Origin of the sequence: Variovorax soli (assembly GCF_031454625.1) — a bacterium.
In the GTDB taxonomy this organism is placed as follows: Bacteria; Pseudomonadota; Gammaproteobacteria; order Burkholderiales; family Burkholderiaceae_C; genus Variovorax; species Variovorax soli_A.
In genome coordinates this window covers 471,651-494,815 of the sequence record NZ_JAVDRF010000004.1, presented here as the reverse complement: position 1 = coordinate 494,815, position 23,165 = coordinate 471,651, and the positions used below count along the sequence as shown (strand labels likewise).

General features: G+C 69.8%; 22 protein-coding genes. 19 read left to right on the top strand and 3 right to left on the bottom strand.

Annotated features, from left to right (window positions below; genetic code table 11):
* The first annotated feature begins 17 nt into the window (after positions 1-17).
* The 9 genes from J2739_RS12350 to J2739_RS12310 all read left to right on the top strand — a co-directional run bounded on the left by J2739_RS12350 (position 18) and on the right by J2739_RS12310 (position 7,737).
* Positions 18-656 (top strand): nitroreductase family protein, encoded by a 639-nt coding sequence (locus J2739_RS12350; RefSeq protein ID WP_309901942.1) that lies wholly within the window; start codon positions 18-20, stop codon positions 654-656.
* Entirely contained in the window at positions 653-1,204 is a 552-nt protein-coding gene (locus J2739_RS12345) for a hemerythrin domain-containing protein (RefSeq protein ID WP_309901940.1), read from the top strand. The genes J2739_RS12350 and J2739_RS12345 overlap by 4 nt, the downstream gene beginning before the upstream one ends.
* Before the next feature lie 189 nt (positions 1,205-1,393).
* Positions 1,394-1,687 carry a DUF2249 domain-containing protein gene (locus J2739_RS12340; RefSeq protein WP_309901938.1) on the top strand — a complete coding sequence of 98 codons (294 nt, stop codon included), beginning with the start codon at positions 1,394-1,396 and terminating at the stop codon, positions 1,685-1,687.
* 35 nt (positions 1,688-1,722) lie between these two features.
* Complete coding sequence (locus tag J2739_RS12335; RefSeq protein ID WP_309901936.1) at positions 1,723-4,035, top strand: nitric-oxide reductase large subunit; 2,313 nt, start codon at positions 1,723-1,725, stop codon at positions 4,033-4,035.
* A gap of 22 nt (positions 4,036-4,057) precedes the next feature.
* Positions 4,058-4,525 carry an RrF2 family transcriptional regulator gene (locus tag J2739_RS12330; RefSeq protein ID WP_309901934.1) on the top strand — a complete coding sequence of 156 codons (468 nt, stop codon included), beginning with the start codon at positions 4,058-4,060 and terminating at the stop codon, positions 4,523-4,525.
* Positions 4,522-4,845: a metal-sulfur cluster assembly factor gene (locus J2739_RS12325; protein WP_309901932.1), complete on the top strand. Its 324-nt coding sequence runs from the start codon at positions 4,522-4,524 to the stop codon at positions 4,843-4,845. The genes J2739_RS12330 and J2739_RS12325 overlap by 4 nt, the downstream gene beginning before the upstream one ends.
* Positions 4,839-5,999 (top strand): hypothetical protein, encoded by a 1,161-nt coding sequence (locus tag J2739_RS12320; RefSeq protein WP_405053876.1) that lies wholly within the window; start codon positions 4,839-4,841, stop codon positions 5,997-5,999. Before J2739_RS12325 ends, J2739_RS12320 begins: the two co-directional genes overlap by 7 nt.
* Positions 5,999-7,195: an NnrS family protein gene (locus J2739_RS12315; protein WP_405053875.1), complete on the top strand. Its 1,197-nt coding sequence runs from the start codon at positions 5,999-6,001 to the stop codon at positions 7,193-7,195. The genes J2739_RS12320 and J2739_RS12315 overlap by 1 nt, the downstream gene beginning before the upstream one ends.
* A gap of 47 nt (positions 7,196-7,242) precedes the next feature.
* Complete coding sequence (locus J2739_RS12310; protein ID WP_309901926.1) at positions 7,243-7,737, top strand: response regulator; 495 nt, start codon at positions 7,243-7,245, stop codon at positions 7,735-7,737.
* Here J2739_RS12310 and J2739_RS12305 read toward each other — a convergent pair.
* On the bottom strand, positions 7,701-7,934 hold the full coding sequence (locus tag J2739_RS12305; protein ID WP_309901924.1) for a hypothetical protein: 234 nt from the start codon (positions 7,932-7,934) through the stop codon (positions 7,701-7,703). The genes J2739_RS12310 and J2739_RS12305 overlap by 37 nt on opposite strands.
* 129 nt (positions 7,935-8,063) lie before the next feature.
* Here J2739_RS12305 and ubiM point away from each other — a divergent pair, with 129 nt between their 5' ends.
* Complete coding sequence (gene ubiM, locus J2739_RS12300) at positions 8,064-9,284, top strand: 5-demethoxyubiquinol-8 5-hydroxylase UbiM (RefSeq protein ID WP_309901922.1); 1,221 nt, start codon at positions 8,064-8,066, stop codon at positions 9,282-9,284.
* Positions 9,285-9,293: 9 nt separating this feature from the next.
* Here the strand turns inward: ubiM and J2739_RS12295 are convergent, their stop codons facing one another.
* Positions 9,294-9,764, bottom strand: a complete 471-nt coding sequence (locus J2739_RS12295; protein ID WP_309901920.1) for a bacteriohemerythrin — start codon at positions 9,762-9,764, stop codon at positions 9,294-9,296.
* A gap of 197 nt (positions 9,765-9,961) precedes the next feature.
* Between J2739_RS12295 and J2739_RS12290 the strand changes: the two genes are divergently transcribed.
* Genes J2739_RS12290 through J2739_RS12260 form a run of 7 tightly spaced genes read left to right on the top strand, consistent with a single transcriptional unit; the run spans position 9,962 to position 18,605 of the window.
* Positions 9,962-10,270 carry a DUF485 domain-containing protein gene (locus J2739_RS12290; protein ID WP_309901918.1) on the top strand — a complete coding sequence of 103 codons (309 nt, stop codon included), beginning with the start codon at positions 9,962-9,964 and terminating at the stop codon, positions 10,268-10,270.
* The gene (locus J2739_RS12285) at positions 10,267-11,994 is read left to right on the top strand and encodes a cation acetate symporter (RefSeq protein ID WP_309901917.1); all 1,728 of its coding nucleotides are present in this window, start codon (positions 10,267-10,269) and stop codon (positions 11,992-11,994) included. The genes J2739_RS12290 and J2739_RS12285 overlap by 4 nt, the downstream gene beginning before the upstream one ends.
* A gap of 12 nt (positions 11,995-12,006) precedes the next feature.
* Positions 12,007-13,095, top strand: a complete 1,089-nt coding sequence (locus J2739_RS12280; RefSeq protein WP_309901916.1) for a putative nucleotidyltransferase substrate binding domain-containing protein — start codon at positions 12,007-12,009, stop codon at positions 13,093-13,095.
* A gap of 12 nt (positions 13,096-13,107) precedes the next feature.
* A complete protein-coding gene (locus J2739_RS12275) occupies positions 13,108-13,314 on the top strand; it encodes a hypothetical protein (protein ID WP_309901914.1) in 207 nt (68 codons plus the stop codon).
* A gap of 1 nt (position 13,315) precedes the next feature.
* Positions 13,316-16,072, top strand: a complete 2,757-nt coding sequence (locus J2739_RS12270) for an ATP-binding protein (RefSeq protein ID WP_309901912.1) — start codon at positions 13,316-13,318, stop codon at positions 16,070-16,072.
* Entirely contained in the window at positions 16,069-16,437 is a 369-nt protein-coding gene (locus J2739_RS12265; protein ID WP_309901910.1) for a response regulator transcription factor, read from the top strand. Before J2739_RS12270 ends, J2739_RS12265 begins: the two co-directional genes overlap by 4 nt.
* Complete coding sequence (locus J2739_RS12260) at positions 16,434-18,605, top strand: 3'-5' exonuclease (protein WP_309901908.1); 2,172 nt, start codon at positions 16,434-16,436, stop codon at positions 18,603-18,605. Before J2739_RS12265 ends, J2739_RS12260 begins: the two co-directional genes overlap by 4 nt.
* Before the next feature lie 87 nt (positions 18,606-18,692).
* Here J2739_RS12260 and J2739_RS12255 read toward each other — a convergent pair whose 3' ends face one another.
* The gene (locus tag J2739_RS12255; RefSeq protein ID WP_309901906.1) at positions 18,693-18,968 is read right to left on the bottom strand and encodes a high-potential iron-sulfur protein; all 276 of its coding nucleotides are present in this window, start codon (positions 18,966-18,968) and stop codon (positions 18,693-18,695) included.
* A 257-nt stretch (positions 18,969-19,225) separates the two neighbouring features.
* Here J2739_RS12255 and J2739_RS12250 point away from each other — a divergent pair, with 257 nt between their 5' ends.
* Together J2739_RS12250 and J2739_RS12245 are read left to right on the top strand one after the other, a co-directional pair.
* Positions 19,226-21,916 carry a bifunctional acetate--CoA ligase family protein/GNAT family N-acetyltransferase gene (locus J2739_RS12250; protein ID WP_309901904.1) on the top strand — a complete coding sequence of 897 codons (2,691 nt, stop codon included), beginning with the start codon at positions 19,226-19,228 and terminating at the stop codon, positions 21,914-21,916.
* A gap of 204 nt (positions 21,917-22,120) precedes the next feature.
* Positions 22,121-23,164: an efflux RND transporter periplasmic adaptor subunit gene (locus tag J2739_RS12245; protein ID WP_309901902.1), complete on the top strand. Its 1,044-nt coding sequence runs from the start codon at positions 22,121-22,123 to the stop codon at positions 23,162-23,164.
* Position 23,165 lies beyond the last annotated feature (1 nt).

Genomic DNA, 23,165 nt, shown 5'->3' with positions numbered 1-23,165 from the left:
CCGATGGGGAACTCGACATGCCTCCTGCCATGGACATCCGCAGCTCGACGGCCGACCCGGCCGATCCACCGGTCACCGCACGGCAACTGGCGCGGCTCCTGCACGCGCGCCACACCGTGCTGCCCAAGCGGCTCGGCGCGCCGGCGCCCGAGCGGAGCGAACTCGATCAGATCCTCGCCGCCGCGGCCGCTGCGCCCGACCACGGCCTGCTGGTGCCCTGGCGTTTCGTCATCGTTCCGCCGCGCCAGCGAGAACGCCTCGCCGCCGTCTTTGCCGAATCACTGCGCGAACGCGATGCTGCAGCCACGCCGGACGAGCGCGGACGAGCGCGCGAGAAGGCATTTCAAGCGCCGGTGTTGATGCTGGCGATCGTGCGCCTGGGCCCTGACGACGGGGACATTCCGGGCAGCGAGAGGATCCTGTCGGCGGGATGCGCCATCCAGAACATGCTCCTGACCGCGACCGTCCTGGGGTATGCGTCGGCGCTGACCTCAGGCAAGTCGCTGCAATCCGTCGGGCTGCGCCATTTGTTCTCCCTGGACGAACACGAGGAGCCGCTGTGCTTCATCAGCCTGGGCACCATGCTGGCCTACAAGGCCGGCCCGGAGCGCCCGGCCCTCGAGCGCTATGTCTCCGAGCTGGGGCCCGCGCCGTGACCCGCTCTTCGCGGCTCGACTCGCTCATCGCGTCGCCGGCCGCAGGGTTCGAGCAGCCCTTCGAGATGATGGAGGCCTGCCATCAACGCGTGCAGCGCACGCTGCGCTTGCTCGCGCGGCTGCAGGCGCACGTCGCGCGCCACGGCGCCGATCGACAGGCGCAACAGGCCGCGCGCGACGTCATGCGCTACTTCGACCTGGCCGCGCCGCAGCACCACCTGGACGAGGAACTGCATGTGTTCCCGGCCCTGGTCGAACGCGGTGAACCGGCCATGCTCGCGCTCGTCGCTCGCCTGCAGCAGGACCATCTCCAGATGGAGGCGCGCTGGCGCCCGGTGCGCGCGCTCCTCGAACAGATCGAGCGCGCGGAGATCCAGGCCATCTCGCCGGCCAGTGCAGCGGAGATCGATGCATTCACGCGCCTGTATGGCGCGCACATCGAATCCGAAGAGCAGCTCGCCTATCCGGCGGCCGCCGCGCTGCTCGACGACCGGGCGCGCGACGCCATGGGCGCGGAGATGCGGCGCCGCCGCGGCGCGCTCTCCTAGGGTGCGCGCAGGGTTTTCGAACAGCTCGAAGCATCGCCGCGCGTGCGTTAGTCCACTTCCGCAGGGCCGGCAACGCCGGTATCGATGCTGCGTTTGATGCAGATCAACAACGCGCATCGCTTCCCTTCCTAGCATAGATGCATACGAAATACACCTTCTGAACAACGACGCATCTGCAAGGAAACTCCCGTGAAATCTGCCGTCTTCTCCTCCACCGTCGACGTCCGCGTGCTGGAGCCGCGCTTTCGTCATGCGCACATCTTCTCGACCTTCGCCGCGCTCGACGATGGCCGCGCCATCGAACTCGTGAACGACCACGACCCGCTGCCGCTCTATGCGCAGTTCCAGGTGCAGTGGCCCGACCGCTTCGCCTGGAACTACCTCGAGGAAGGCCCCTCGGTGTGGCGCGTGGCGATCACCAAGGTCCCGAGCTTCAGCGCGCAGGCGAGCGGCAGCTGCTGCGGCGGATGCGGCGGCGCCTAGGCGACCCGCCCCGTCCTTCGATCCAAGGAAATGTCATGAGAAACAACAGCAGGCTCTGGCGCTGGCTCGCCTTCATCTTCGTCCTGTCCTTCGGTGCGCTGGGTTACCTCGGCGTGCAGATCTACCTCACGGCCCCGCCGATCCCCGCAGCCGTCACCGTCTCCAACGGCGACGTGATCTTCACCGGCGAGCAGGTCCGGCGCGGCCAGCAAGCCTGGCTGTCGACCGGCGGGCAGCAACTCGGCTCGGTGTGGGGCCACGGCAGCTACGTGGCCCCCGACTGGTCCGCCGACTGGCTGCACCGCGAGGCCGTTGCGCTCAAGGAGCGTCACGCCCAGGCCTACCGCAAGGCGCCTGCCGCACTGAGTGCAGCCGAACGCGGCGCACTCGACGCGACCGTGCTCGACGAGATGCGGCGCAACACCTACGACAGCGGCAGCGGCGTGATCACCGTTTCGGCCGAGCGCGCCCAGGCGATCCGCGAAGTGGCAGCGCACTACGACGCGCTGTTCGGTCACGATGCATCGGTCGCCACGCTGCGCGAGCAGTACGCGATGACCGCCGGCACGCTGCCCGACCGTGCCGATCGCCAGGCCCTGACGGCCTTCTTCTTCTGGACGGCCTGGGCGGCTGCGACCGACCGGCCCGGCGAAACGGGATTGAGCTACACCAGCAACTGGCCGCACGAGCCGCTGGTCGGCAACACCATGACCGGTTCCGCGGCCGTCTGGTCGATGGTCAGCATCGTGCTGCTGATCGCGGCCATTGCGGCCATGCTGTGGCTGCACGGCAGCCAAACGCATGAAGCCGAAGCCCGGCCGCCGCAGGCAGATCCGCTGATCGGCGCCAAGGCGACGCCTTCCATGAAGGCCACGCGCAAGTACTTCTTCGCCGTGATCGGCCTGATGCTGCTGCAGATCGGGATGGGCGTCATCACCGCCCACTACGCCGTCGAGGGCCAGTCGTTCTTCGGCCTGCCGCTCGCCGAGTTGCTGCCCTACGTGGTCAGCCGCACGGTCCACACGCAGATCGGCATCTTCTGGATCGCCACCGCGTGGTTGGCTACCGGCCTGTACATCGCGCCCTTGCTCTCCGGCCGCGAGCCCAAGCTGCAGAAGCTCGGCGTCGATGTGCTTTTCTGGGCCCTGATCGCGATCGTGGTCGGCTCGACGCTGACCGGCTGGCTCGGTACCCTGCAGCACCGCGGCGTCGACTTCAGCTTCTGGCTGGGCAACCAGGGCCTGGAATACACGAGCATGGGCCGCGTGTGGCAGCTGCTGCTGTTCGTCGGCCTGCTGTTCTGGGTCTTCCTGCTGGGCCGTGCGCTGTGGCCGGCATTGACCCAGCCCTCGGCATCGCGCGGTCTCATCGCAATGGTGTTCCTCTCGGCCACCTGCATCGGCGGCTTCTACTCCGCGTCGCTCGCCTGGGGCCAGCACACCCACTACTCGATGATCGAGTACTGGCGCTGGTGGCTGGTGCACCTCTGGGTGGAGGGCTTCTTCGAGGTGTTCGCCACCGCGGTCGTCGCATTGATCTTCACGCGCCTGGGCCTGGTGCGCACCGAGAGCGCCAATCGCGCCATCATCGCCGAGACCATCGTGTTCCTGTTCGGCGGCATCCTCGGGACGCTGCATCACCTCTACTTCACCGGCACGCCGACCTCGGTCATCGCCGTGGGCGCCGTCTTCTCCGCGCTCGAGGTCGTGCCGCTCACCCTGATCGGCCTGGAGGCGCTGCAGACCTACCGCCGGTCGCAGGCCATGCCCTGGCTCGCCGCGTACAAGTGGACCATCATGTGCTTCGTGGCCGTCGGCTTCTGGAACACCATCGGCGCCGGTGTGCTCGGCTTCGCCATCAATCCGCCGGCCTCGCTCTACTACGTGCAGGGGCTGAACATGACGGCCGCCCACGGCCATGCCGCGCTCTTCGGCGTGTACGGCATGCTGGGCATCGGCCTCATGCTGTTCTGCCTGCGCGGCCTGTACGAGCGCCAGCTGCACGCCGACCGCTTGCTCAAGCCCGCCTTCTGGAGCCTCAACATCGGGCTTGCCATGATGGTGTTCCTGTCGCTGCTGCCGGCCGGCATCTACCAGGCCTGGGCCAGCGTCACGCAGGGGCTGTGGTTCGCCCGCTCGGCCGAGATCGTGCATTCGCGCGTCATGGAGATCCTGGTCTGGATGCGCGTGCCGGGCGACATCGTGTTCGCCCTGGGTGCGGTGCTGCTGGCCGGCTATGCGCTGCGTCTGCTGCGCCGTCCGGGGTCGCAACGCGCGCCCCTGGCTGCGCCGGGAACGCAGGGCGCCGCTGGCCTGGCCGTCGAGGCGGGCCGCGCAGGCCAACGTTGAAGCCGCCTGCCTGCCATCGGCCATGAAGCTCACCGCCTTCACCGACTACAGCCTGCGCGTGCTGATCTACCTCGCCGCGCAGCCGGAGCGGCGGGCCACGATCGCGGAGATCGCGGCCTCCTTCGCGGTGTCGGAGCACCACCTGACCAAGGTGGTCCATTTCCTGGGCAAGCATGGATGGCTCGCCAACGTTCGCGGCAAGGGAGGCGGCCTGTCGCTCGCGAAGGCGCCCGACGCCATCAACATCGGCGAGGTCGTGTGCCAGACGGAGGGCGGCGCGATCGTCGAGTGTTTCGGCGAAGGCGGCGGCGAATGCCGGATCACCGGCCTGTGCCGCCTGCGCGGCGTGCTGGGCGAGGCCGTGGCGGCCTTCCATGCGGTCTTGCGCCGCTACACGCTGGCGGACCTCGTTTCCAACCGCGAGGCGCTGGCGGCCATCTTCTTCGTCGACAAGGCGCCGGCACGCCGCCCTGCCAAGGAGGCGCCATGAATTTTCCCTACGAAGGGCCGGACGCCCTGGCGCCGGCGATCGCCGCGGCACTGTCGCGCGTGGTCGACCCGGAGGTCTCGATGAACATCGTCGATGTCGGCCTCGTCTACGGCGTCACCGTCGACGCGGACACGGTGCATGTGCTCATCACCATGACGTCGGCCGCCTGCCCGGTGATCGACCTCATCATCGAGGATGCGGAGCTCGAGCTGGAGAAGGCGGTTCCCGATCACCTCGAGGTCCGCGTGGAGCTGGTGTGGGAACCGCCCTGGAGCCCGGACCGCATGAGCGCGCACGCCAAGCGCTTCATGGGATGGTGAACGCCGAACGCTCCCGTGCCGCGGGCCGCCATCGGGCGCCGGCACACGGAACGACGCGGATCATCCCGCGCGTGCTGTTCGGCGCGCTGGTGGGCGTCTCGTTGGCGGGGGGCGTCGCGGGCGGGCTCTGGCGGCTCGGCGTCGCGGTGCCGGACCCGCTCCTCTTCACCCGCACCGGCCAGGTGCTGCTGGTGCATGCGGCGCTCATGATCTGCGGCTTCCTGGGCACCGTCATCGGCATCGAACGGGCCGTGGCAGTCAGGCACCGGGCTGCCTTTCTCGCCCCGCTCGCATCGGGCCTGGGCGCGCTGTGCCTGGTCCTCGGGCAGCAGGCGCCGGGCGCCTGGCTCGGCGTGGCAGCGGCGCTGCTGTTCCTCGCGGTCAATGCGGTGGTGGTGCGGCGGCAACCGGCCGCGCACACGTTCCTGCTGCTCGTGGGCGCGGGCGCCTGGGCGACGGGCTGCCTCCTGTTCGCGCTGGGCCAGGGCGGCCCTGCGGTGTTTCCCTGGTGGTTCGCCTTCCTCATCCTGACGATCGCCGCCGAGCGCCTGGAGATGACGCGGCTGATGCGGCGGCGCCCCGCCGCCCAGCTCATGCTCCATGCCGTGCTGGTGCTGCTGCTGGCCGGCGCGGCCGTGTCGGGCACGGCGCAGCGCGCCGGCGGGCTGGCCTACGGCGCGGCGCTCGTGCTGCTGGCCGCGTGGCTGGCGCGCTTCGATGTCGCGCGGCGCACGGTGTTCGCGCACGGCCTCAGCCGCTACATGGCGATCTGCCTGCTGGGCGGCTACGCCTGGCTCGCGGTGGCCGGGGCCGCGTGGATGGCGATGGCGCTGGGCTGGGGCACCCGGGACGTGGCCCTGCACGCATTGGGACTCGGCTTCGTCTTCAGCATGATGATGGGCCATGCGCCCGTGGTGCTGCCCTCGATCGCAAGGATCAAGCTGCAGTTCGGCGCCTTCTTCTATCTGCCGCTGGCAGCCCTGCACCTGTCGCTCTTCGTGCGGCTCGTGCTCGGAAGCTTCAGCCAGGCGCTGCAGGCAGCCGGCGCCTCGTTCAACGCAGCCACCATCGGCTTCTTCGCCGCCACCGTGGCCGGCGCGGCCGCTGCATGGCGTCTTCAACATGGCGCCGCGCGCGCCGGAAAGCTCGGCTGATGGCCCCCTTCATCGATGTCAGGCCCGTGCGAATGTCCGCAGGTCAGCCGTCCGGCTTTGCCTTGTGGCAACTCGGCTTCCGGCCGTTCTACCTGCTGGCGAGCGCCTTCGCAGCCCTGTCCATCGGGCTGTGGGCGGTGCAGTTCGCCGGCTGGCTGCCCATGGCTTATCTGCAGGGGCCGCTGTGGCACGCGCACGAGATGCTGTTCGGCTTCATGCTCGCGGTGATCGTCGGCTTCCTCTTCACTGCGGGGCGCAACTGGTCCGGCCGCCCCACGCCCACCGGCCTGCCGCTCGCGGCCCTGGCGGCGCTCTGGGTGGCGGGTCGCATCCTCGTCCTCACGCCTTTCGCCTGGACGGCGGCCCTGGTCAATGCGGCCTTCCCCCTGGCCAGCGCGCTTGCCCTGGCGGTTCCGCTGGTGAGCGCACGCAATCGCCGCAACTACTTCTTCATCGGATTGCTGCTGCTGCTGTCGGCCGCGGCGCTGGCGTTCCATCTTTCCGCGCTCGGCGTGATCGCGATGCCGGCATGGATCGGCATCCAGCTCGCGCTGGACCTCCTGCTGTTCATCCTGGCCGTCATGGGCGGCCGGGTCATCCCGATGTTCACCAACAACGGCGTTGCCGGCGCCAATGCAACGCGCCAGCCCCTGGTCGAGCGGGCGGCGCTCGGCAGCGTGCTCGCCCTGCTGCTGGTCGACGCCTCGGGCCTGCCGCCGGTCGCCGTGGCAGCCGTCGCCCTCGCTGCAGCGCTCGTGCATCTCGTGCGCTGGCTGCTGTGGCGGCCATGGAAGACGCTGGACAACACGCTGGTCCTGGTGCTGCAGCTGGCCTATGCCTGGGTCCCGGTCCACCTCGCATTGCGGGCATTGGCATCGCATGGCTGGGTGTCCCCCTCGCTGGCGACCCACGCGCTGACCGTGGGCGCGGCGGGCGGCCTCATCATCGGGATGATGGTGCGCACCGCGCGCGGCCACACGGCCCGGGTCCTGCGCGCCGACCAGGTCGACACCGCCTGCTTCGTGCTGGTGCTGCTCGCGGCGCTGGTGCGAATCCTCGTGCCGCTGCTCGCGCCGTCGCAGACCGTCACCGCGGTGCTGGTTTCCGCAGTCTTCTGGACAGGGGGTTTCGGCCTGTATGCGCTGCGCTACTGGCCGGTGCTGACGCGGCCCCGCCTGGACGGCAAACCCGGCTGAGCACGCCGACGTCTCCATCCACCTCCACACCCGCCAGGACCCGCACCATGCCAAGCCTGCGCATCTTCATGGCCGAGGACAGCGAGGCGAGCCGCCTGCGTCTCACGCAAGACCTGGGCGGCCGCGGCGACATCGACATCGTCGGAAGCGCCGACTCCGAGATCGGCGCCGTGACCTGGCTGGTCCGGCACCCGCAGGCCTGGGATCTCACGATCCTCGATCTGGCATCCAATCCCGAGAGCGGACTGCGCACGCTGGCGGCGTGCCGCGTACGGCGGCCTGGGCAGAAGGTCGTCGTGCTGCGGCAGGACGCGGCGTCGGACACCCTCCTTCGGCGTTGCAGAGGACTCGGCGCCGACCTGGTGATCGACACGCTGCCCGGCCACTCTTCCTTGCTGCGTTACTGTGCCGACCTGAACGCCGGCGTGCAACGTTCAAGAGCCCGGGCATTCCTCGGGTGCCTGCGTGTCTGGCTCGGCCGCGGCCTGACTGCCCTGAGATCCGTTCAGCTCGTGCGCTCGTCGCGCCTCGGAAAGCGCTGAAGCATCTGCTTGCCGAGCCGCGTGACCTTGGTGACGGTCGCGGGGGGCTGCTCGAACCGGTTCTTCGTTCGCACCGGCCTCGGAACCATGGCCACGACCAGGCCCGCGGCAATGAGGATGCGAACGGCATCGACGTGGCCGGCATCGGAGATCTCGACGGGAAGCTCTTGGGAAGCGAGGTCGCGGAGCAAATTCATGGACATCGCCCGGAATGTACAGCCACGCCTGCAGGGCACGTGCACATCCCCGCCAACCCTTGACCTTCGTCAAATGCGCACGCCGCCGCACGACGCACAATCGCGCTCCTCATCCAGCGAGGGCAATGTATGCAGAACGGTCGTGATGTCCTCATCGTCGGCGCAGGTCCGGCGGGACTGGCCCTCGCCATCGCGCTGGTCGACGCCGGCTTCAGCGCCACCGTGCTGGACGCGCAGCCGCGCGAGGCCTTGGCAAACCCGGCCGAGGACGGACGGGACATCGCGCTGACGCATGCCAGCGTGGCCACCTTGCGTGCCTTGGGACTGTGGCGCCGTCTCCTGCCCGAAGAGATCGGGCGCATCCGGGAAGCACGCGTCATCGATGGCGATCGGCAAGACTCGCCGCTGCGCTTCGATGCGCAGGGACACGGCGCCGACGCGTTGGGCTGGATCGTGCCGAACCACGCGCTGCGCCGCGTCAGCTTCGAAGCGGCCGAGGAGCGCGCGGACCTGCACCTGATCGACGGCGCGCAGGCGCTGCGCGTCCTCACCTCGGACGCGCACGCCGAACTCGAGTACGGGGCCTTCCCCGGGGCGCCGGACCATCTGCGCGCCCGCCTGCTCGTCGGAGCCGACAGCCGATTCTCCTGGACGCGGCGGCAACTCGGCATCGCTGCCGACCTGCACGACTTCGGCCGCACGATGATCGTTTGCCGGATGCGGCACGACATGCCGCACGACGATGTGGCCTATGAATGCTTCGGCTACGAACGCACGCTCGCGGTGCTGCCCGCGGTGGGCCGGTCCTCGTCCATCGTGGTGACCACCGATGCGGCCAGCGCGGCGCGCCTGATGGCGCTGCCGGACGCGGCCTTCGCGGCGATGGTGGAGCGTCAGTTCCGCGGCCGGCTGGGCCGCATGGCGCTGCTCGGAAAGCGCTTCCCCTACCCGCTCGTTGCGACCTATGCCCGCCGCTTCGCGGCCCTGCGTGGCGCGCTGATCGGCGATGCGGCCGTCGGCATGCATCCCGTCACGGCCCACGGCTACAACCTCGGATTGCAGAGCGTCGCCTCGCTCACGCACGCACTCCGCGCAGCCCGCCTCGCCAACCAGGACATCGGGGATGCCGGCGTGCTGGCAGGCTACGAACGCACGCACCGTCGCGATTCGGCGCTGGTCTATCACGGCACGAATGCCGTGGCGAAGCTCTATGCCAGCACCAGCGCGTCGCAGCGCTTCGCCCGGCGGCTGATCCTGCGCGGGGCCGAGCATCTGCCGCCGTTGAAGGCGGCGATCACGGCCCGTCTGGTCGGCCGCGGCGGGTTGGAACCGCCGGGCGCGCCCGTCTGAGGACCGGTTCTAGCAAGCCTGCTCCACCGCTTCGCGCAGCGCGGACCACAGGGGAGGTGAAGCCTTTGCGCGTTCTTCGGCCTTCGGAGGTTCGAAGCGCGCGCCGCGCAGATGCAGCGCGAGCGCCGCGTCCATGGTCTGGACATGCTTCTCGTACCAGGCCCGCAGCTGCCGCGCCATCTCGCGCACCTGCAACAGCTTGCCTTCGCCCGCCTGCAAGGCACCTTCGCGCATGACGCTCAGCACCACGCGGTGCTGGATTTCGTGGTCCTTTCGCGCCGCATGGCCGGTGGCTCGCATCCAGACGTCCTCCCGCGCAAATTGCTCGGCAGCGCAGAGGACCAGGTCCTGCCAGGCCGAGGGCAACCGTGCGTTGTCGGCCTTGTCGACCAGCGTCAGGAGATCCAGGAACTCCTGGCGAGCGCGGTCCATGAAGGGCAGTTCGAGGGAAAGCGCTTTTGAGCGATCCAGGGCAGCCATGTGATCTCCTTCGATGATGATGTGACACAAGGCTATCGACGCTCGACCAGCGGGGTTTTGACCTGGCGCAACGATTGAGCAGCCCATGGCACCGTGCCGTCATCGCGACGTGCACCGACCTTGCGCTAGCGCAAGGGCCGAAGCCGCGCCGCAGCTTCCAATGGCGGCGCCATCCCCCCATCCTCGAAGGAGATCCCATGGACGACGACCTGGCTCGGCGCATTGCCGGCCATCCCCAATACCAGGCGCTCAAGGCCAGGCGAACGCGCTTTGGCTGGATCCTCACCCTCTTGATGCTGCTCGTGTACTACGGCTTCATCATGCTGGTGGCCTTCAACAAGCCCTTCCTCGCCCAACGGCTGGGCGAAGGCGTGATGACGCGGGGCATCCCGATCGGCTTCGGCGTCATCCTCTTCACCATCGCGATCACCGCCTACTACGTGAGGCGCGCCAACGCCGAATTCGACACGCTGGCCGAGGCCGTGGCGAAAGGGGTGCTGCGATGAAGACGCCCTCCTCCAGCGCACGCCGGGCCCTGGTGCTCGCCAGCCTGCTCGCCGCGTCCGCCGCGGCCTGGGCCGCCGGTGCCGATCTCGGCCAGGCGCAGAAGCAGCCGACCAACTGGACGGCCATCGGCATGTTCGGGCTGTTCGTCCTCGGCACGCTGTTCATCACCAAGTGGGCGGCGGCGAAGACCAAGTCGGCGGCCGATTTCTACACCGCCGGCGGCGGCATCACGGGCTTCCAGAACGGGCTGGCGATCGCCGGGGACTACATGTCGGCGGCCTCCTTCCTGGGCATCTCGGCAGCCGTGATGGCCGCGGGCTACGACGGCCTGATCTACTCGATCGGCTTTCTCGTCGGCTGGCCGGTCATCACCTTCCTGATGGCGGAGCGGCTGCGCAACCTGGGCAAGTTCACCTTCGCCGACGTGGCGGCGTTCCGCTTCAAGCAGTCGCCGGTGCGCATCTTCGCCGCCTCCGGCACGCTGGTCGTGGTGGCCTTCTATCTCATCGCCCAGATGGTGGGGGCCGGCCAGCTGATCAAGCTGCTGTTCGGCCTCGAGTACTGGATCGCGGTGGTCATCGTCGGCTCGCTGATGATGGTCTACGTGCTGTTCGGCGGCATGACGGCGACCACCTGGGTGCAGATCATCAAGGCCGGCCTGCTGCTGGGCGGCGCCAGCTTCATGGCGCTGTCGGTGCTGTGGCACTTCGGCTTCAGTCCCGAGGCGATGTTCGCGGGCGCCGTGAAGATCAAGACCGACCTGGCGCTGAAGGACGGCAAGACCGCGGAGGCAGCGGCGGCCATCGGCCAGTCGATCATGGGGCCGGGCAACTTCGTGAAGGACCCGATCTCGGCCATCTCCTTCGGCATGGCGCTGATGTTCGGCACCGCCGGCCTGCCGCACATCCTCATGCGCTTCTTCACCGTGCCGAGCGCCAAGGAAGCGCGCAAGTCCGTGATGTGGGCCACCGGCTGGATCGGCTACTTCTACCTGCTGACCTTCATCATCGGCTTCGGCGCCATCACCTTCGTGCTCACCAACGCGCAGTTCATCGACGCCAAGGGCGTGCTGATCGGCGGCAGCAACATGGCGGCGATCCATCTCGCCAATGCGGTGGGCGGCAACGTGTTCCTCGGCTTCATCTCGGCCGTGGCCTTCGCGACCATCCTCGCCGTCGTGGCCGGCCTCACGCTGTCGGGCGCCTCCGCGGTCTCGCACGACCTCTACGCCACGGTCGTCAAGGGCGGCAAGGCCGACAGCGCCTCGGAGCTGCGCGTCTCGCGCATCACTACCGTGGCGCTCGGCCTGCTGGCGGTGCTGCTCGGCATCGTGTTCGAGAAGCAGAACATCGCGTTCATGGTCTCGCTGGCCTTCGCCATTGCGGCTTCGGCGAACTTCCCCGTGCTGTTCATGTCGGTGCTGTGGAAGGGCTGCACGACGCGCGGCGCGGTGATCGGCGGCTTCCTGGGGCTGATCACGTCGGTGGCGCTGACGGTGGTGTCGCCCTCCGTCTGGGAGGCGACGCTGGGCAACCCCCCGGGCTCGGCGCTCTTCCCCTACGCCTCGCCCTGCCTGTTCTCGATGACGATCGGCTTCCTCGGCATCTGGATCTTCTCGCTGCTGGACAGCAGCAAGCGCGCCGACGTCGACAAGCAGGGCTTCCTGGCGCAGCAGGTGCGCTCGGAGACCGGCATCGGGGCCGCCGGCGCCAGCGGCCACTGAGGAGCTCCGGTCATGCACCTCGGCGAGAGCGGCACCATGCCGGGGCTGCTCCCCGAGCTCGGCCTTGCGGGCCTCGCGGGAGACGACCCGCAGGCCATCGCGCGGCAGATCGACGCCGCCGCCGGCATCGGCGAGCTGGCCGCCTCGGCCGCGCGCGTGGACGCGCTGGTGGCCCTGCTGCATGAGGGCGGCTTGAAGATCGAGCGCATCGCGGCGCTCGTCGGCGCGCTCAATGCGCGTCTTTTCGCACGGCTGTGGTCGATGGTGGCGCCGTCGCAGCTGGCGGCCAACAGCTGCCTGGTCGTGATGGGCAGCGAAGGCCGCGGCGAGCAGCTCCTGAAGACCGACCAGGACAACGCCCTGCTTCTGCGCGACGGCTTCGAATGGCCCGGCCTCGAAGCCATCGCCGCGCAGTTCAGCGCGGGCCTGGCGCAGCTGGGCTACCCGCCCTGCCCCGGGCGCATCATGCTCGTCAACGCGCTCTGGCGGCAGCCGCTGGCCGCCTTCGAGGCCACGCTGGGCGACTGGGTCTACGGCACGCAGCCGGAAGGCCCGATGCACCTCGCCATCTTCGTCGACAGCCTGGCGGTGGCCGGCGACGCCGCGCTGCTCACCCGGGCGCGTGACCATCTCGACGAGATCCTGGATCGCGCAGACGTCTTCCTGGCGCGCTTCGCGAGCGCGATCGACCTCTTCGATCCGCATCCGAGCTGGTGGCACCGGCTCGTCGCACGCGAGGACGACGAAGCCCTGGACCTGAAGAAGCTCGGCACCTTCCCGATCGTGCACGGCGTCAGGGCGCTGGCGCTGCAGCAGCGCCTGCGCGTCAACGGCACGCAGGCGCGGCTGCACATGCTGGTCGAGCGGCAGCAGCTCGACGCCGGCCTGGCGCGCGACGTGCTCGATACGCTGCACTTCCTCATGGCGCTCAAGCTGAGCTGCCAGCTGCGCCAGAGGCAGGCCGGGCAGCTGCCGGGCAACCGCGTGCGGCCCTCCGAGCTCGGCACGCTCGAGCGCGACACGCTGCATGCCGCGCTGGGCATCGTGCGGCGCTTTCGCGGCGAGATCCATCAGCGCTTCCGGCTCGATGCCTTGGCGTGAAGGAGCCCAGGCATGTCCATGTCCGAAAGCCCGAAGCGCCAGCGCCTGCTCGGCCTGTTTGCACTGGGCTGGCTGCTGCTCAACGGGCCGCTGCTGACGCTCTGGGACCGCCCGATCCTGCTGTGGGGAATGCCGCTGATGCCGCTGGCGCTCTTCGTCGGCTGGGCCGGCCTGATTGCACTGGCCGCATGGGTCGCCGAAGCACCCGGCGACAGCTGACATGCCCACCGCACCCGTCGTGATCGTCGCCGCCTTCGGCTACCTGGCGCTGCTGTTCGCGATCGCCCACCTGGGAGATCGGCGGGCGCGCGAAGGGCGTTCGCTCATCGGGAGCCCCTGGGTCTACACGCTGTCGATGGGCGTCTACTGCACCGCCTGGACCTACTTCGGCAGCATCGGGCGGGCCGCATCGTCGGGCCTGTGGTTCCTGCCGATCTACCTGGGTCCGACGCTCGCGATGCTGATGGCCTGGACGGTGCTGCGCAAGATGATCCGCATCGCGCGCACCCACCGCATCACCTCGATCGCCGACTTCATTGCCAGCCGGCACGGCAAGAGCCCGCTGCTGGCGATGCTGGTCACGCTGATCGCGGTGGTGGGCATCCTGCCCTACGTGGCGCTGCAGCTCAAGGCGATCGCGAGCGGCTATGCGCTGCTCGTGGATGCGCCCGCACAGCCGCTGGCCTGGTGGCGCGACAGCACCCTGTACGTGGCGCTGGTGCTGGCCGGTTTCACCGTGGCCTTCGGGACCCGCCATCTCGACGGCACCGAGCGCCACGAGGGCATGGTCGCGGCGGTCGCCTTCGAATCGCTGGTCAAGCTGCTCGCTTTCCTGGCCGTCGGCGCCTTCGTCACCTGGGGCCTGTTCGACGGACCTGCCGACCTGTTCCGGCGCGCCGCTGCCCGGCCCGAGCTCGCGCCGCTGCTCAGCCTCGGCCGCGGCACCGACGGCGGCTTCGCGGGCGGCCAATGGTTCGCACTGACGCTGCTCGCGATGCTCTCGGTGCTCTTCCTGCCGCGGCAGTTCCAGATGATGGTGGTGGAGAACGTCGACGAACGCCACGTGAGGCGCGCCACCTGGGCGTTTCCCCTGTACCTGCTGCTGATCAACCTGTTCGTGCTGCCGATCGCATTGGGCGGCCTGCTGCACTTCCAGGCCGGCCGCGAGAACCCGGAGACCTTCGTGCTCTCGCTGCCGCTGGCTGCCGGCCAGCCGGGGCTGGCGCTGGCCGCGTTCATCGGCGGACTGTCGGCGGCCACGGGCATGGTGATCGTCGAGGCGATCGCCGTCTCCACCATGGTCTGCAACGACCTCGTGATGCCGTTGCTGCTGCGCGCCGGGCTGCGCACGGCGCGCGACCTGAGCGGCGTGCTGCTGGGCGTGCGCCGGGCGGTGATCGTGGCGCTGCTGCTGCTGGGCTATCTCTACTACCGCATCGCCGGCGAAGACTATGCGCTGGTGAGCATCGGGCTGATCAGCTTCGCCGCCGTCGCACAGTTCGCGCCGCCGATGCTCGCGGGGATGTACTGGCGGGGCGGCACGCGCCAGGGCGCATTGGCGGGCCTGGCCGCAGGTTTCCTCCTGTGGGCCTGGACGCTGATGCTGCCGTCGATCGCCAAGTCGGGCTGGATACCGTCGCGCTTCATCGCCGAGGGGCCGCTCGGCATCGCCTGGCTCCGGCCGGAGCAGTTGCTGGGCCTCGCGGGCCTGGACAACCTGACGCATGCGCTGTTCTGGAGCCTGCTGGCGAACTGCGTGCTGTACTTCGGCGTTTCGCTCCTGGGCCGGCCCTCGGCGGGCGAAGCGAGCCAGGCGCTGAACTTCGTCGACGTGTTCGAGCGCACCGAAGGCCATGCCGCCGACAGTGCGCCGGTGTTCTGGCGCGGCACTGCGCGGCTGGCCGACCTGCGCCGGCTGGCCGTCCGCTTCCTGGGCGAGCAGGCCACGCAGAAGCTGCTGCAGGACTACGCGCGGCGCAACGGCCTGGACGGACCGCAGCAGATCGGCGCCGATGCGCGGCTGGTGCAATTCGTCGAACGCCAACTCGCGGGCGCCATCGGCAGCGCCTCGGCGCGGGCCATGGTGGCATCGGTGGTCGAGGAGGAGGCCCTGGAGCTGGACGACGTGATGAGGATCCTGGACGAGGCCTCGCGCGAGACGGCCGCGCTGCGCGCGCACTCGCAGGCGCTGGAGGAGAAATCGCTTTCGCTGGAGCATGCGAGCGCCGAGCTGAGCGAGCTCAACGAGCAGCTCAAGAGCCTCGACCGGCTGAAGGACGACTTCATGTCCTCGGTGACGCACGAGCTGCGCACGCCCTTGACTTCGATTCGCGCGCTGGCCGAGCTGATGCTCGACGACCCCGGCATGGAGCCGGCGCAGCGCCAGCACTTCCTCGGCCTGGTCGTTGCCGAGACCGAACGCCTGACGCGGCTGGTCAACCAGGTGCTCGACATGGCGAAGATCGAATCGGGCGCTGCCGAATGGCGCAGCACGGAGGTCGACCTGTGCGCGCTGGCGCGGCAGGCCGTGCAGACCACGCAGGAGCTGTTCCGCGAGCGCGGCGCCACTGTGGCGCTGCAGGTGCCCGACACGCTGCCTCTCTTGGAGGCCGACCCCGACCGGCTGACCCAGGTGCTGATCAACCTGCTGTCGAACGCGGCCAAGTTCGTGCCGCCCGGGCGCGGGCATGTCGAGTTGCGCCTGCAGGCCGACGACGGCCGCGTGGTGTGCACCGTGCGCGACAACGGTCCCGGCGTGCCGGCCGGGCAGCAGGCGCTGGTGTTCGAGAAGTTCCGCCAGGGCGGCGATGCCGCGCACCGGCCGCAGGGGACCGGCCTGGGCCTGCCGATCAGCCGCCGCATCGTCGAGCACTTCGGCGGACGGATGTGGCTCGAGCCGGCATCGGGCCCGGGTGCATGTTTCGGCTTCGAGCTGCCCCTGCGGCGCGAGGCCGCACTCGCGGAGGCCCATCCATGAGCAGCAAGGTCCTGATCGCCGACGACGAGCCCAACATCGTCATTTCGCTCGAGTTCCTGATGAAGCGCGAAGGCTACGACGTGAGCATCGCGCGCGACGGCCAGCAGGCGCTGGACAGCATCCGGCGGCTGCGGCCCGACCTGGTGCTGCTGGACGTGATGATGCCGGCGCGCTCCGGACTCGAGGTGCTGCAGGCAGTGCGCGCCGACGAGGCGCTCGCCGGGACCCGCATCCTCATGCTGACGGCCAAGGGACGCGAGACCGACATCGCGAAGGGCATGGCGCTGGGGGCCGATGCGTACATGACGAAGCCCTTCTCGACCCGTGAGCTGGCCGAGCGGGTGCGCCGGATGCTGTCGCCATGAAGGCCGACGCGGGCGAACTCGCCGCCGCGCTGGCCCCCGGCGCGTTGCTGGCGCTCGCCGGCCTCGGGGCCGGCGGCCTGCTGGCCGCGACGCTGGCGCCGGCCGAGCGCGAGGCGCTCGGCGCGATGCTGGCGCCGCGCGCCGCCCTGCTGCTGCTGGCGTGGGCGGCGCTGGCCATCGCGCTGGGCGTGCTGGGCCGCCGCGCCCATGCGGTCTGGGTCAGGCAGCCGGCCCGGCTGGCCGAGGCCGCCCAGGCCCTGCTGGCCGATGGCGATGCCGTGCGGAAGCAGCCCTTGCCTGCCGCGGCGGCATGCGCAAGCAGCGCCCGGGCGCTGGTCGATGTCGCCGAGCGGCTGGCACGCCAGCGCGACGCCCTGCGCGCCGACATCGGCGCCAAGGTCCGGGAGGCGGCACGCGGCATCGAGCAGGAGCGCAGCCGGCTCGCGGCGCTGATGTCGGAGCTGACGCAGAGCGTGATCGTGTGCAACCTCGACGGCCGCATCCTGCTCTACAACCCGCGCGCGCGGCTGCAGTTCCGGGCGCTTTCGCCGACCGGCGGCGCCGAGCTGCTCGGCCTGGGCCGCTCGATCTACGCGGTGTTCGACCGGCAGCTCGTGGCCCACGCGCTGGAGAGCGTGCAGCAGCGCCTGCAGCGCGGCGCGGCCCAGCCGTCGGCCCAGTTCGTCACCAGCTCCCGCGCCGGCCAGCTGCTGCGGGTGCAGATGGCCGCGGTGCGCGATCCCTCCGCCGCGCCGGGGGACGCCGCGCAGCTGTCGGGCTTCGTGCTGATGCTGCACAACATCACGCGCGAGTTCGAGCAGGACGCCGAGCGCGACCGCCTGCTGCACGCGCTGACCGAGGGCAGCCGCGCATCCCTCGGCAGCCTGCAGGCGGCGGTCGACATGCTGGAGCTGCCCGACCTGGACCCGTCCGCGCGCGAGCGCTTCCTGCGCGTGGTGCGCGAGGAGGTGCGCTCGATGACGGCGCGCCTCCAGTCGCTCGCGGCGAACGCCAGTGAAAGCCTGAAGACGCGCTGGCCGCTCGAGGAGATGCTCGGTGAGGACCTGGTGCAGGCCGCGCTGCGCCACATCGAGGCCCGATCGCAGGTGCGCGCCAGCGCGGCCGACGTCGACCCCGGCCTGTGGCTGCGCGTCGACAGCTATGCACTGCTGCAGGCGCTGGCCTCGCTGGCGGCGCGGCTGGCCGAGGAGTTCGGCGTGGCGCGGGTGCAGCTGCGGCTGCGGCGCGAGGGCGAGCGCGTCCACCTCGACCTGGCGTGGAACGGCACGCCGATCAGCACCGAGACGGCGACGGCGTGGGAGTCGAGCCCGATGACGGTGGGCGACGACGCCAGCCCGCTGTCGGTGCGCGACGTGGTGGAGCGCCACGGCGGCGCGTTCTGGTTCCAGCGCGAGCGCGCGCGGCAGGAGGCCTTCTTCCGCTTCCTGCTGCCGCGGGCCCAGCCGCAGGAGCAGCTGGAGGCCACCGCGGTGCTGCGCAGCGACAGCCGGCCCGAGTACTACGACTTCGACCTGTTCCGCAGCGGCGCGCAGGGGCGCGAGCTCGGCGAGCGGCGGCTGGTCGACCTGGCCTACACCGTGTTCGACACCGAGACCACCGGCCTCGACCCGGCGCAAGGCGACGAGATCCTGCAGATCGGCGCGGCGCGCATCGTCAACGGCAAAGTGCTGCGGCAGGAGTGCTTCGAGCAACTGGTCGACCCGGGCCGCAGCATCCCGGCGGCGGGCATCCCGATCCACGGCATCACCCCGGCGATGGTCGCGGGCCAGCCCGGCATCGGGCAGGTGCTGCCCGCCTTCCATGCCTTCGCCAGCGACACCGTGCTGGTGGCCCACAACGCGGCCTTCGACATGCGCTTCCTGCAGATGAAGGAGGCCGCCACCGGCGTGTGCTTCGAGCAGCCGGTGCTGGACACGCTGCTGCTGTCGGCGGTGGCCAGCCCGAAGCAGGCTTCGCACGAGCTGGAGGCCATCGCCGCGCGCTTCGGCATTCCGGTGCTCGGCCGCCACACGGCGCTGGGCGATGCGCTCCTGACCGCGGAGGTCTTCCTGCGGCTGATCCCGTTGCTCGCCGCGCAGGGCATCCACACCTTGGACCAGGCGCGCGAGGCGGCGCAGCGCACGTGGTATGCGCGCCTGAGCTATTGAGCCGCGCGGAAAGAAGGCGCGGCGGCCGATGCCGGACGCATGCCGTCGAAGCGCGCATCAACGCGCTGCAGCGGCCGCGAAGCTCACCTAGCCCGTCTTCTTCGTCCAGGCGCTGCACCAGCCGGTGCCCGCCACCTGCTTGCCGGCAAAGAGCGCGCATCCGCCCAGCGCGTCCTTGGGGCCTCCCTGGAACAACTGGCAGTTCGAACAGGTCTGCGTCGTCGCATGCTTGGGGAATTTCTTGTCGTCGACGGTGTGGGTGTCGTCCTTGTAGCCCAGGCTCTTGGCGACCGGATCTGCTTCGTCGACCTTCGGACCCGCCGCCTGTGCGGCGCGGGAACAGATGAGAGGCAGCGTGGCCATCGATGCGATCCGGAGGATGGCAGAGCGGCGTTGAACAGCAGTCATGGGTATTTCGTCCGAGTGGGGCAGCCAGCATGGTGCCTGGAGGCGGCGCGAAGTCCCTTGTTCCAGCGCAAGGAATTCGCCTGAGCACCGGCATCCATCATGCGCGGCCCGGCGCGCCTGCAGTGCTGGGGTTTCCCTTGACGCAGGGCATGGCGGCGGACCGGGGGCCGCAAAGCTTGTCGTCCGGCTCGTTATCCGGGCAGACTGGCGCCATGGACAAACACTTCCTCACGCCCCTGCTTGCGCCCAACTCGATCGCGGTGCTGGCGGGCGCCGCCGACGTGCCGGGCGGACCGACTGCGCAGGCCCAGGCATTGCGCAAGGCGCTACAGATGCAGCGCTATGACGGATCGCTGCAGTTCCTGGACGTGCGCAGCACCGGCACACTGGCCCAACTGGCGCAGACCCGCGTCGACCTCGCGATCATCGCGCTGCCGGTGGCAGAGATGGCGGCCGCGCTGGAAGTCGCGGGCCGGATCGGGTGTCGCGCGGCCCTGCTGATCTCCCACGGGCTGAAGGCCGAGTTTGCGTCGCTCCTGAAAAGCACGGCACGCCGCGTGGGCCTCCATTTGCTGGGACCCAACTCGCTGGGATTTCAGCGGCCCGGGCTCGGGCTGAATGCCAGCATCGCCGGGCCGCTCGCCAAGGCCGGTCCGCTGGCATTAGTCTCTCAATCGGGGGCGCTGACGGCCTCGATGCTGGACTGGGCGCAGAAGAATGCCGTCGGCTTCTCCAGCGTGGTGTCGCTGGGGCCGCACACGGTGGTGGACATCGCCCAGGTGCTGGATTTCCTCGCGCACGACGCCGCCACGCACAGCATCATCGTCTACCTCGAGGGCATCACGAACGCGCGGCGATTCATGAGCGCGTTGCGCACCGCGTCCAATGCCAAGCCAGTCGTGGTGCTCAAGGCCGGGCGGCGGCCGGCGGGCAACCAGGCTGCCCAGACCCACAGCGCATCGATCGTGGGCAGCGACGATGTCTTCGATGCGGCACTGCGGCGCGCCGGCGCGGTGCGGGTCCGCTCCTTCGTGGAGCTGTTCTCGGCGGCCAAGTGCCTGGCGTCGCGCTACCGGCCCGTGGGCAAGCGGCTGGCGATCGTGACCAACGGCGGCGGGCCGGGCGTGCTGGCCGCGGACTGGGTCAACGAGATCGGCCTGCATCTGGGCACGCTGTCGGCCGCGACACGCGAGCAGCTGCAGGCGCAGGTCCCTGCGCTCGCCTCGCTGACGGACCTTGTCGACCTCTCCGAAGAAGCGGAGCCGTTGCACTACAAGGCGGCGATCGAGGCGGCCAGGTCGGACCCGCAAGTCGACGGGATACTCGCCATCTTCTCGCCCAAGGTGGGCGCCGACGGCTCGGACATCGCGCGCATGCTGTCCTCTCTGCCCCAGCCCATGAGCAAGCCGCTGCTGACCTGCTGGATGGGCGACGCGACCGTCGGTGATTCGCGCGCGCTCCTTGCCGAAACGGGCATCCCCAGTTTTCGAACGCCGGAAGCGGCCGTGGGCGCCTTCGGCAACATCGCCGCCTACTACCAGAACCAGCTGCTGCTGCAACAGACGCCGCCGCCGCTGTCGGCGCTGGCCAGGCCGGACGTGGAGGCGGCCCGCCTGATGATCGAGAGCGTGCTGGCGGAGCGGCGCACGGTGCTCACCGAGATGGAATCGAAGACGCTGCTGTCGTGCTTTCACATCCCGATCACCACGACCATGCTCGCGCGCAGCGCCCACGAGGCCATGATGGTCGCGACGCAGATCGGCTTTCCGGTGGCCCTCAAGATCGACTCGCCGGACATCAGCCACAAGTCGGATGTCGAGGGCGTGGCGCTCAACATCATGAACGGCACCGGTGCCCGCGACACCTACAACGACATGATGGCGCGCGTGTCCCGCCTGGCTCCGAATGCCCGCATCAACGGCATCACCGTGCAGAAGATGGCCAAGGCGCGGCGCGGCCGCGAGATCTATGTCGGCATGGTGACGGACGATCCCTTCGGTCCGATCATCGTGTTCGGCGCGGGAGGCACGACGATCGAACTGCTGAACGACCGGGCGATGGAGCTGCCGCCGCTCAACCAGTTCCTGGCGCGGCAACTGATCGAACGCTCGCGCGTGGCCGAGACCCTGGCCGCCTGGCGCGGCGCCGGCGCCGTGGACATGGAGGCGCTGGAACGGGTCCTGCTGCGGGTCTCCGAGATGGTGTGCGAGCTGCCCGGCCTGCGCGAGATGGACATCAATCCCATCATCGTCGACGAATCGGGCGCGGTGGCGGTGGACGCGCGCATCGTCGTCGGCAGTCCCGCCGCGGGTGGGGGCGGCTACGCTGCCAGCTACCACCATCTCGCGATCCTGCCCTACCCCGCGCGCTACAGCCACGAATGGCCGCTGCGCGGCGGCGGTGTCTATACCGTGCGCCCGGTCCATCCCGACGACGCGCGGATGCTGCAGGACCTGGTGCAGCACCTCTCGCCGGAGAGCCGCTACTTCCGTTTCGTGTCGCACTTCCACGAGCTTCCGCCGGCCATGCTCTCGCGCTTCACGCTGATCGACTACGACCGCGAGATGGCATTGGTTGCGGTCGTACAGGAACGGCTGACGGGCGACGACGGCGCCGTCACCGAGAGCGAACGCATCGTCGGCGTCTCCCGCTACATCACCAATCCCGATCAATCCAGCTGCGAGTTTTCGCTGGTGATCGCCGACGACTTCAGCGGCAAGGGACTGGGAACGCGGCTGATGGAAAGCATCATCGACGTGGCACGCGACAAGGAACTCGAAGTGATCGAAGGCCTCGTGCTGGCCGGCAATGCCGACATGCTCAAGCTCATGCGCAAGCTGGGCTTTTCCGTCAAGCCGTTTCCCGAGGACCCGGACTTCAAGCTGGTGAGCTACGCGCTCTAGGCGGCCCGACGGAAGCTGCGGGCCGGGTGCGGTCAACCGCTGGACCTGCATCGGCGCCGAAGGTCCTCCGAGGTCGCAAGGCAGGCGCAGGGCCCGCTGCGGCGCGCGCTGCCGCGTTCAAGCTTGACGTGGATCAACCGGCAAGCCGGGCGCTTCGCAGATAAAGGCGAGACGCTTGTGGAAAGAACACGCTTGAAGCCAAGGATGGTCGTCCTCGTCGGTCTGGGCCTGCTGGCAGTGCCGGCCATCGCCATGATCTGGTGGCAGTGGCCGGTGCGCGTGCAGACCGCGCTGCCCATGCGCGGCCCTGCCATCGAGGCGGTGTACGCCACCGGCACCGTGGAACCGACCGTGATGGTCTCCGTGGCCCCGCGTGTCGGCGGGCGGCTGACGACGATCGCCGCGGAAGAAGGCCAGCAGGTCCGGCGCGGCCAGGTGCTCGCGCGCATCGAATCGAGCGACCTCGACCAGACCATCGAGGAGATGCGCGCGCGCGAACAGCTGGCGCGGGCCCAGCTCGAGCGCACCCGATCCCTGGTGGAACAGCGCTTCGTCGCGCAGGCCGAACTCGATCGCACGCGCACCGAGTGGCTGGCGGCCCAGGCCGCGGCCCGCCGGGCGGTGGTCCAGCGCGACTACAACCAGCTGGTGGCGCCCGCGGACGGCATCGTCCTGCGCCGCGACGGCGAGGCCGGCCAGTTCGTGCCCGCCGGCCAGGCGGTGTTCGCGCTGGCCTGCTGCGCTCCCCTGCGGGTCACGGCCGAGGTCGACGAAGAGGACATCGCCCGCGTCGCCGTCGGACAGACTGTCATGATGCGCAGCGACGCATTGCCCAACCGCCTCTATGAAGGCCGGGTGGCCGACATCACGCCCAAGGGCGATCCGGTGTCGCGCAGCTACCGCGTGCGGGTGCGCCTGATCGACGCGCCGGCCATCGATGCCGGCCCGATGCGAAGCGGCATGACCATGGATGCCAACCTGATCGTCTCGCGCCGGGAGGGCGCGCTGCTGCTGCCCAATCGCGCGTTGAAGGGCGATCGCGTGTGGCTGCTGGCGCAAGGGCGGCTGAAGCGGCGCTCGGTGGTCAAGGGCACCGTCGGCACCGATCGCACCGAGATCGTGTCGGGGATCAACGACGGGGAGACGGTGGTGCTGTCGCCGCCCGACGCGCTGCGCGAGGGACAGCGTGCCCACGGCATTCCCGCCTCGGCGGACGCGCAATCCTCGGCCGCGCTGGCGAGCCGGTGAC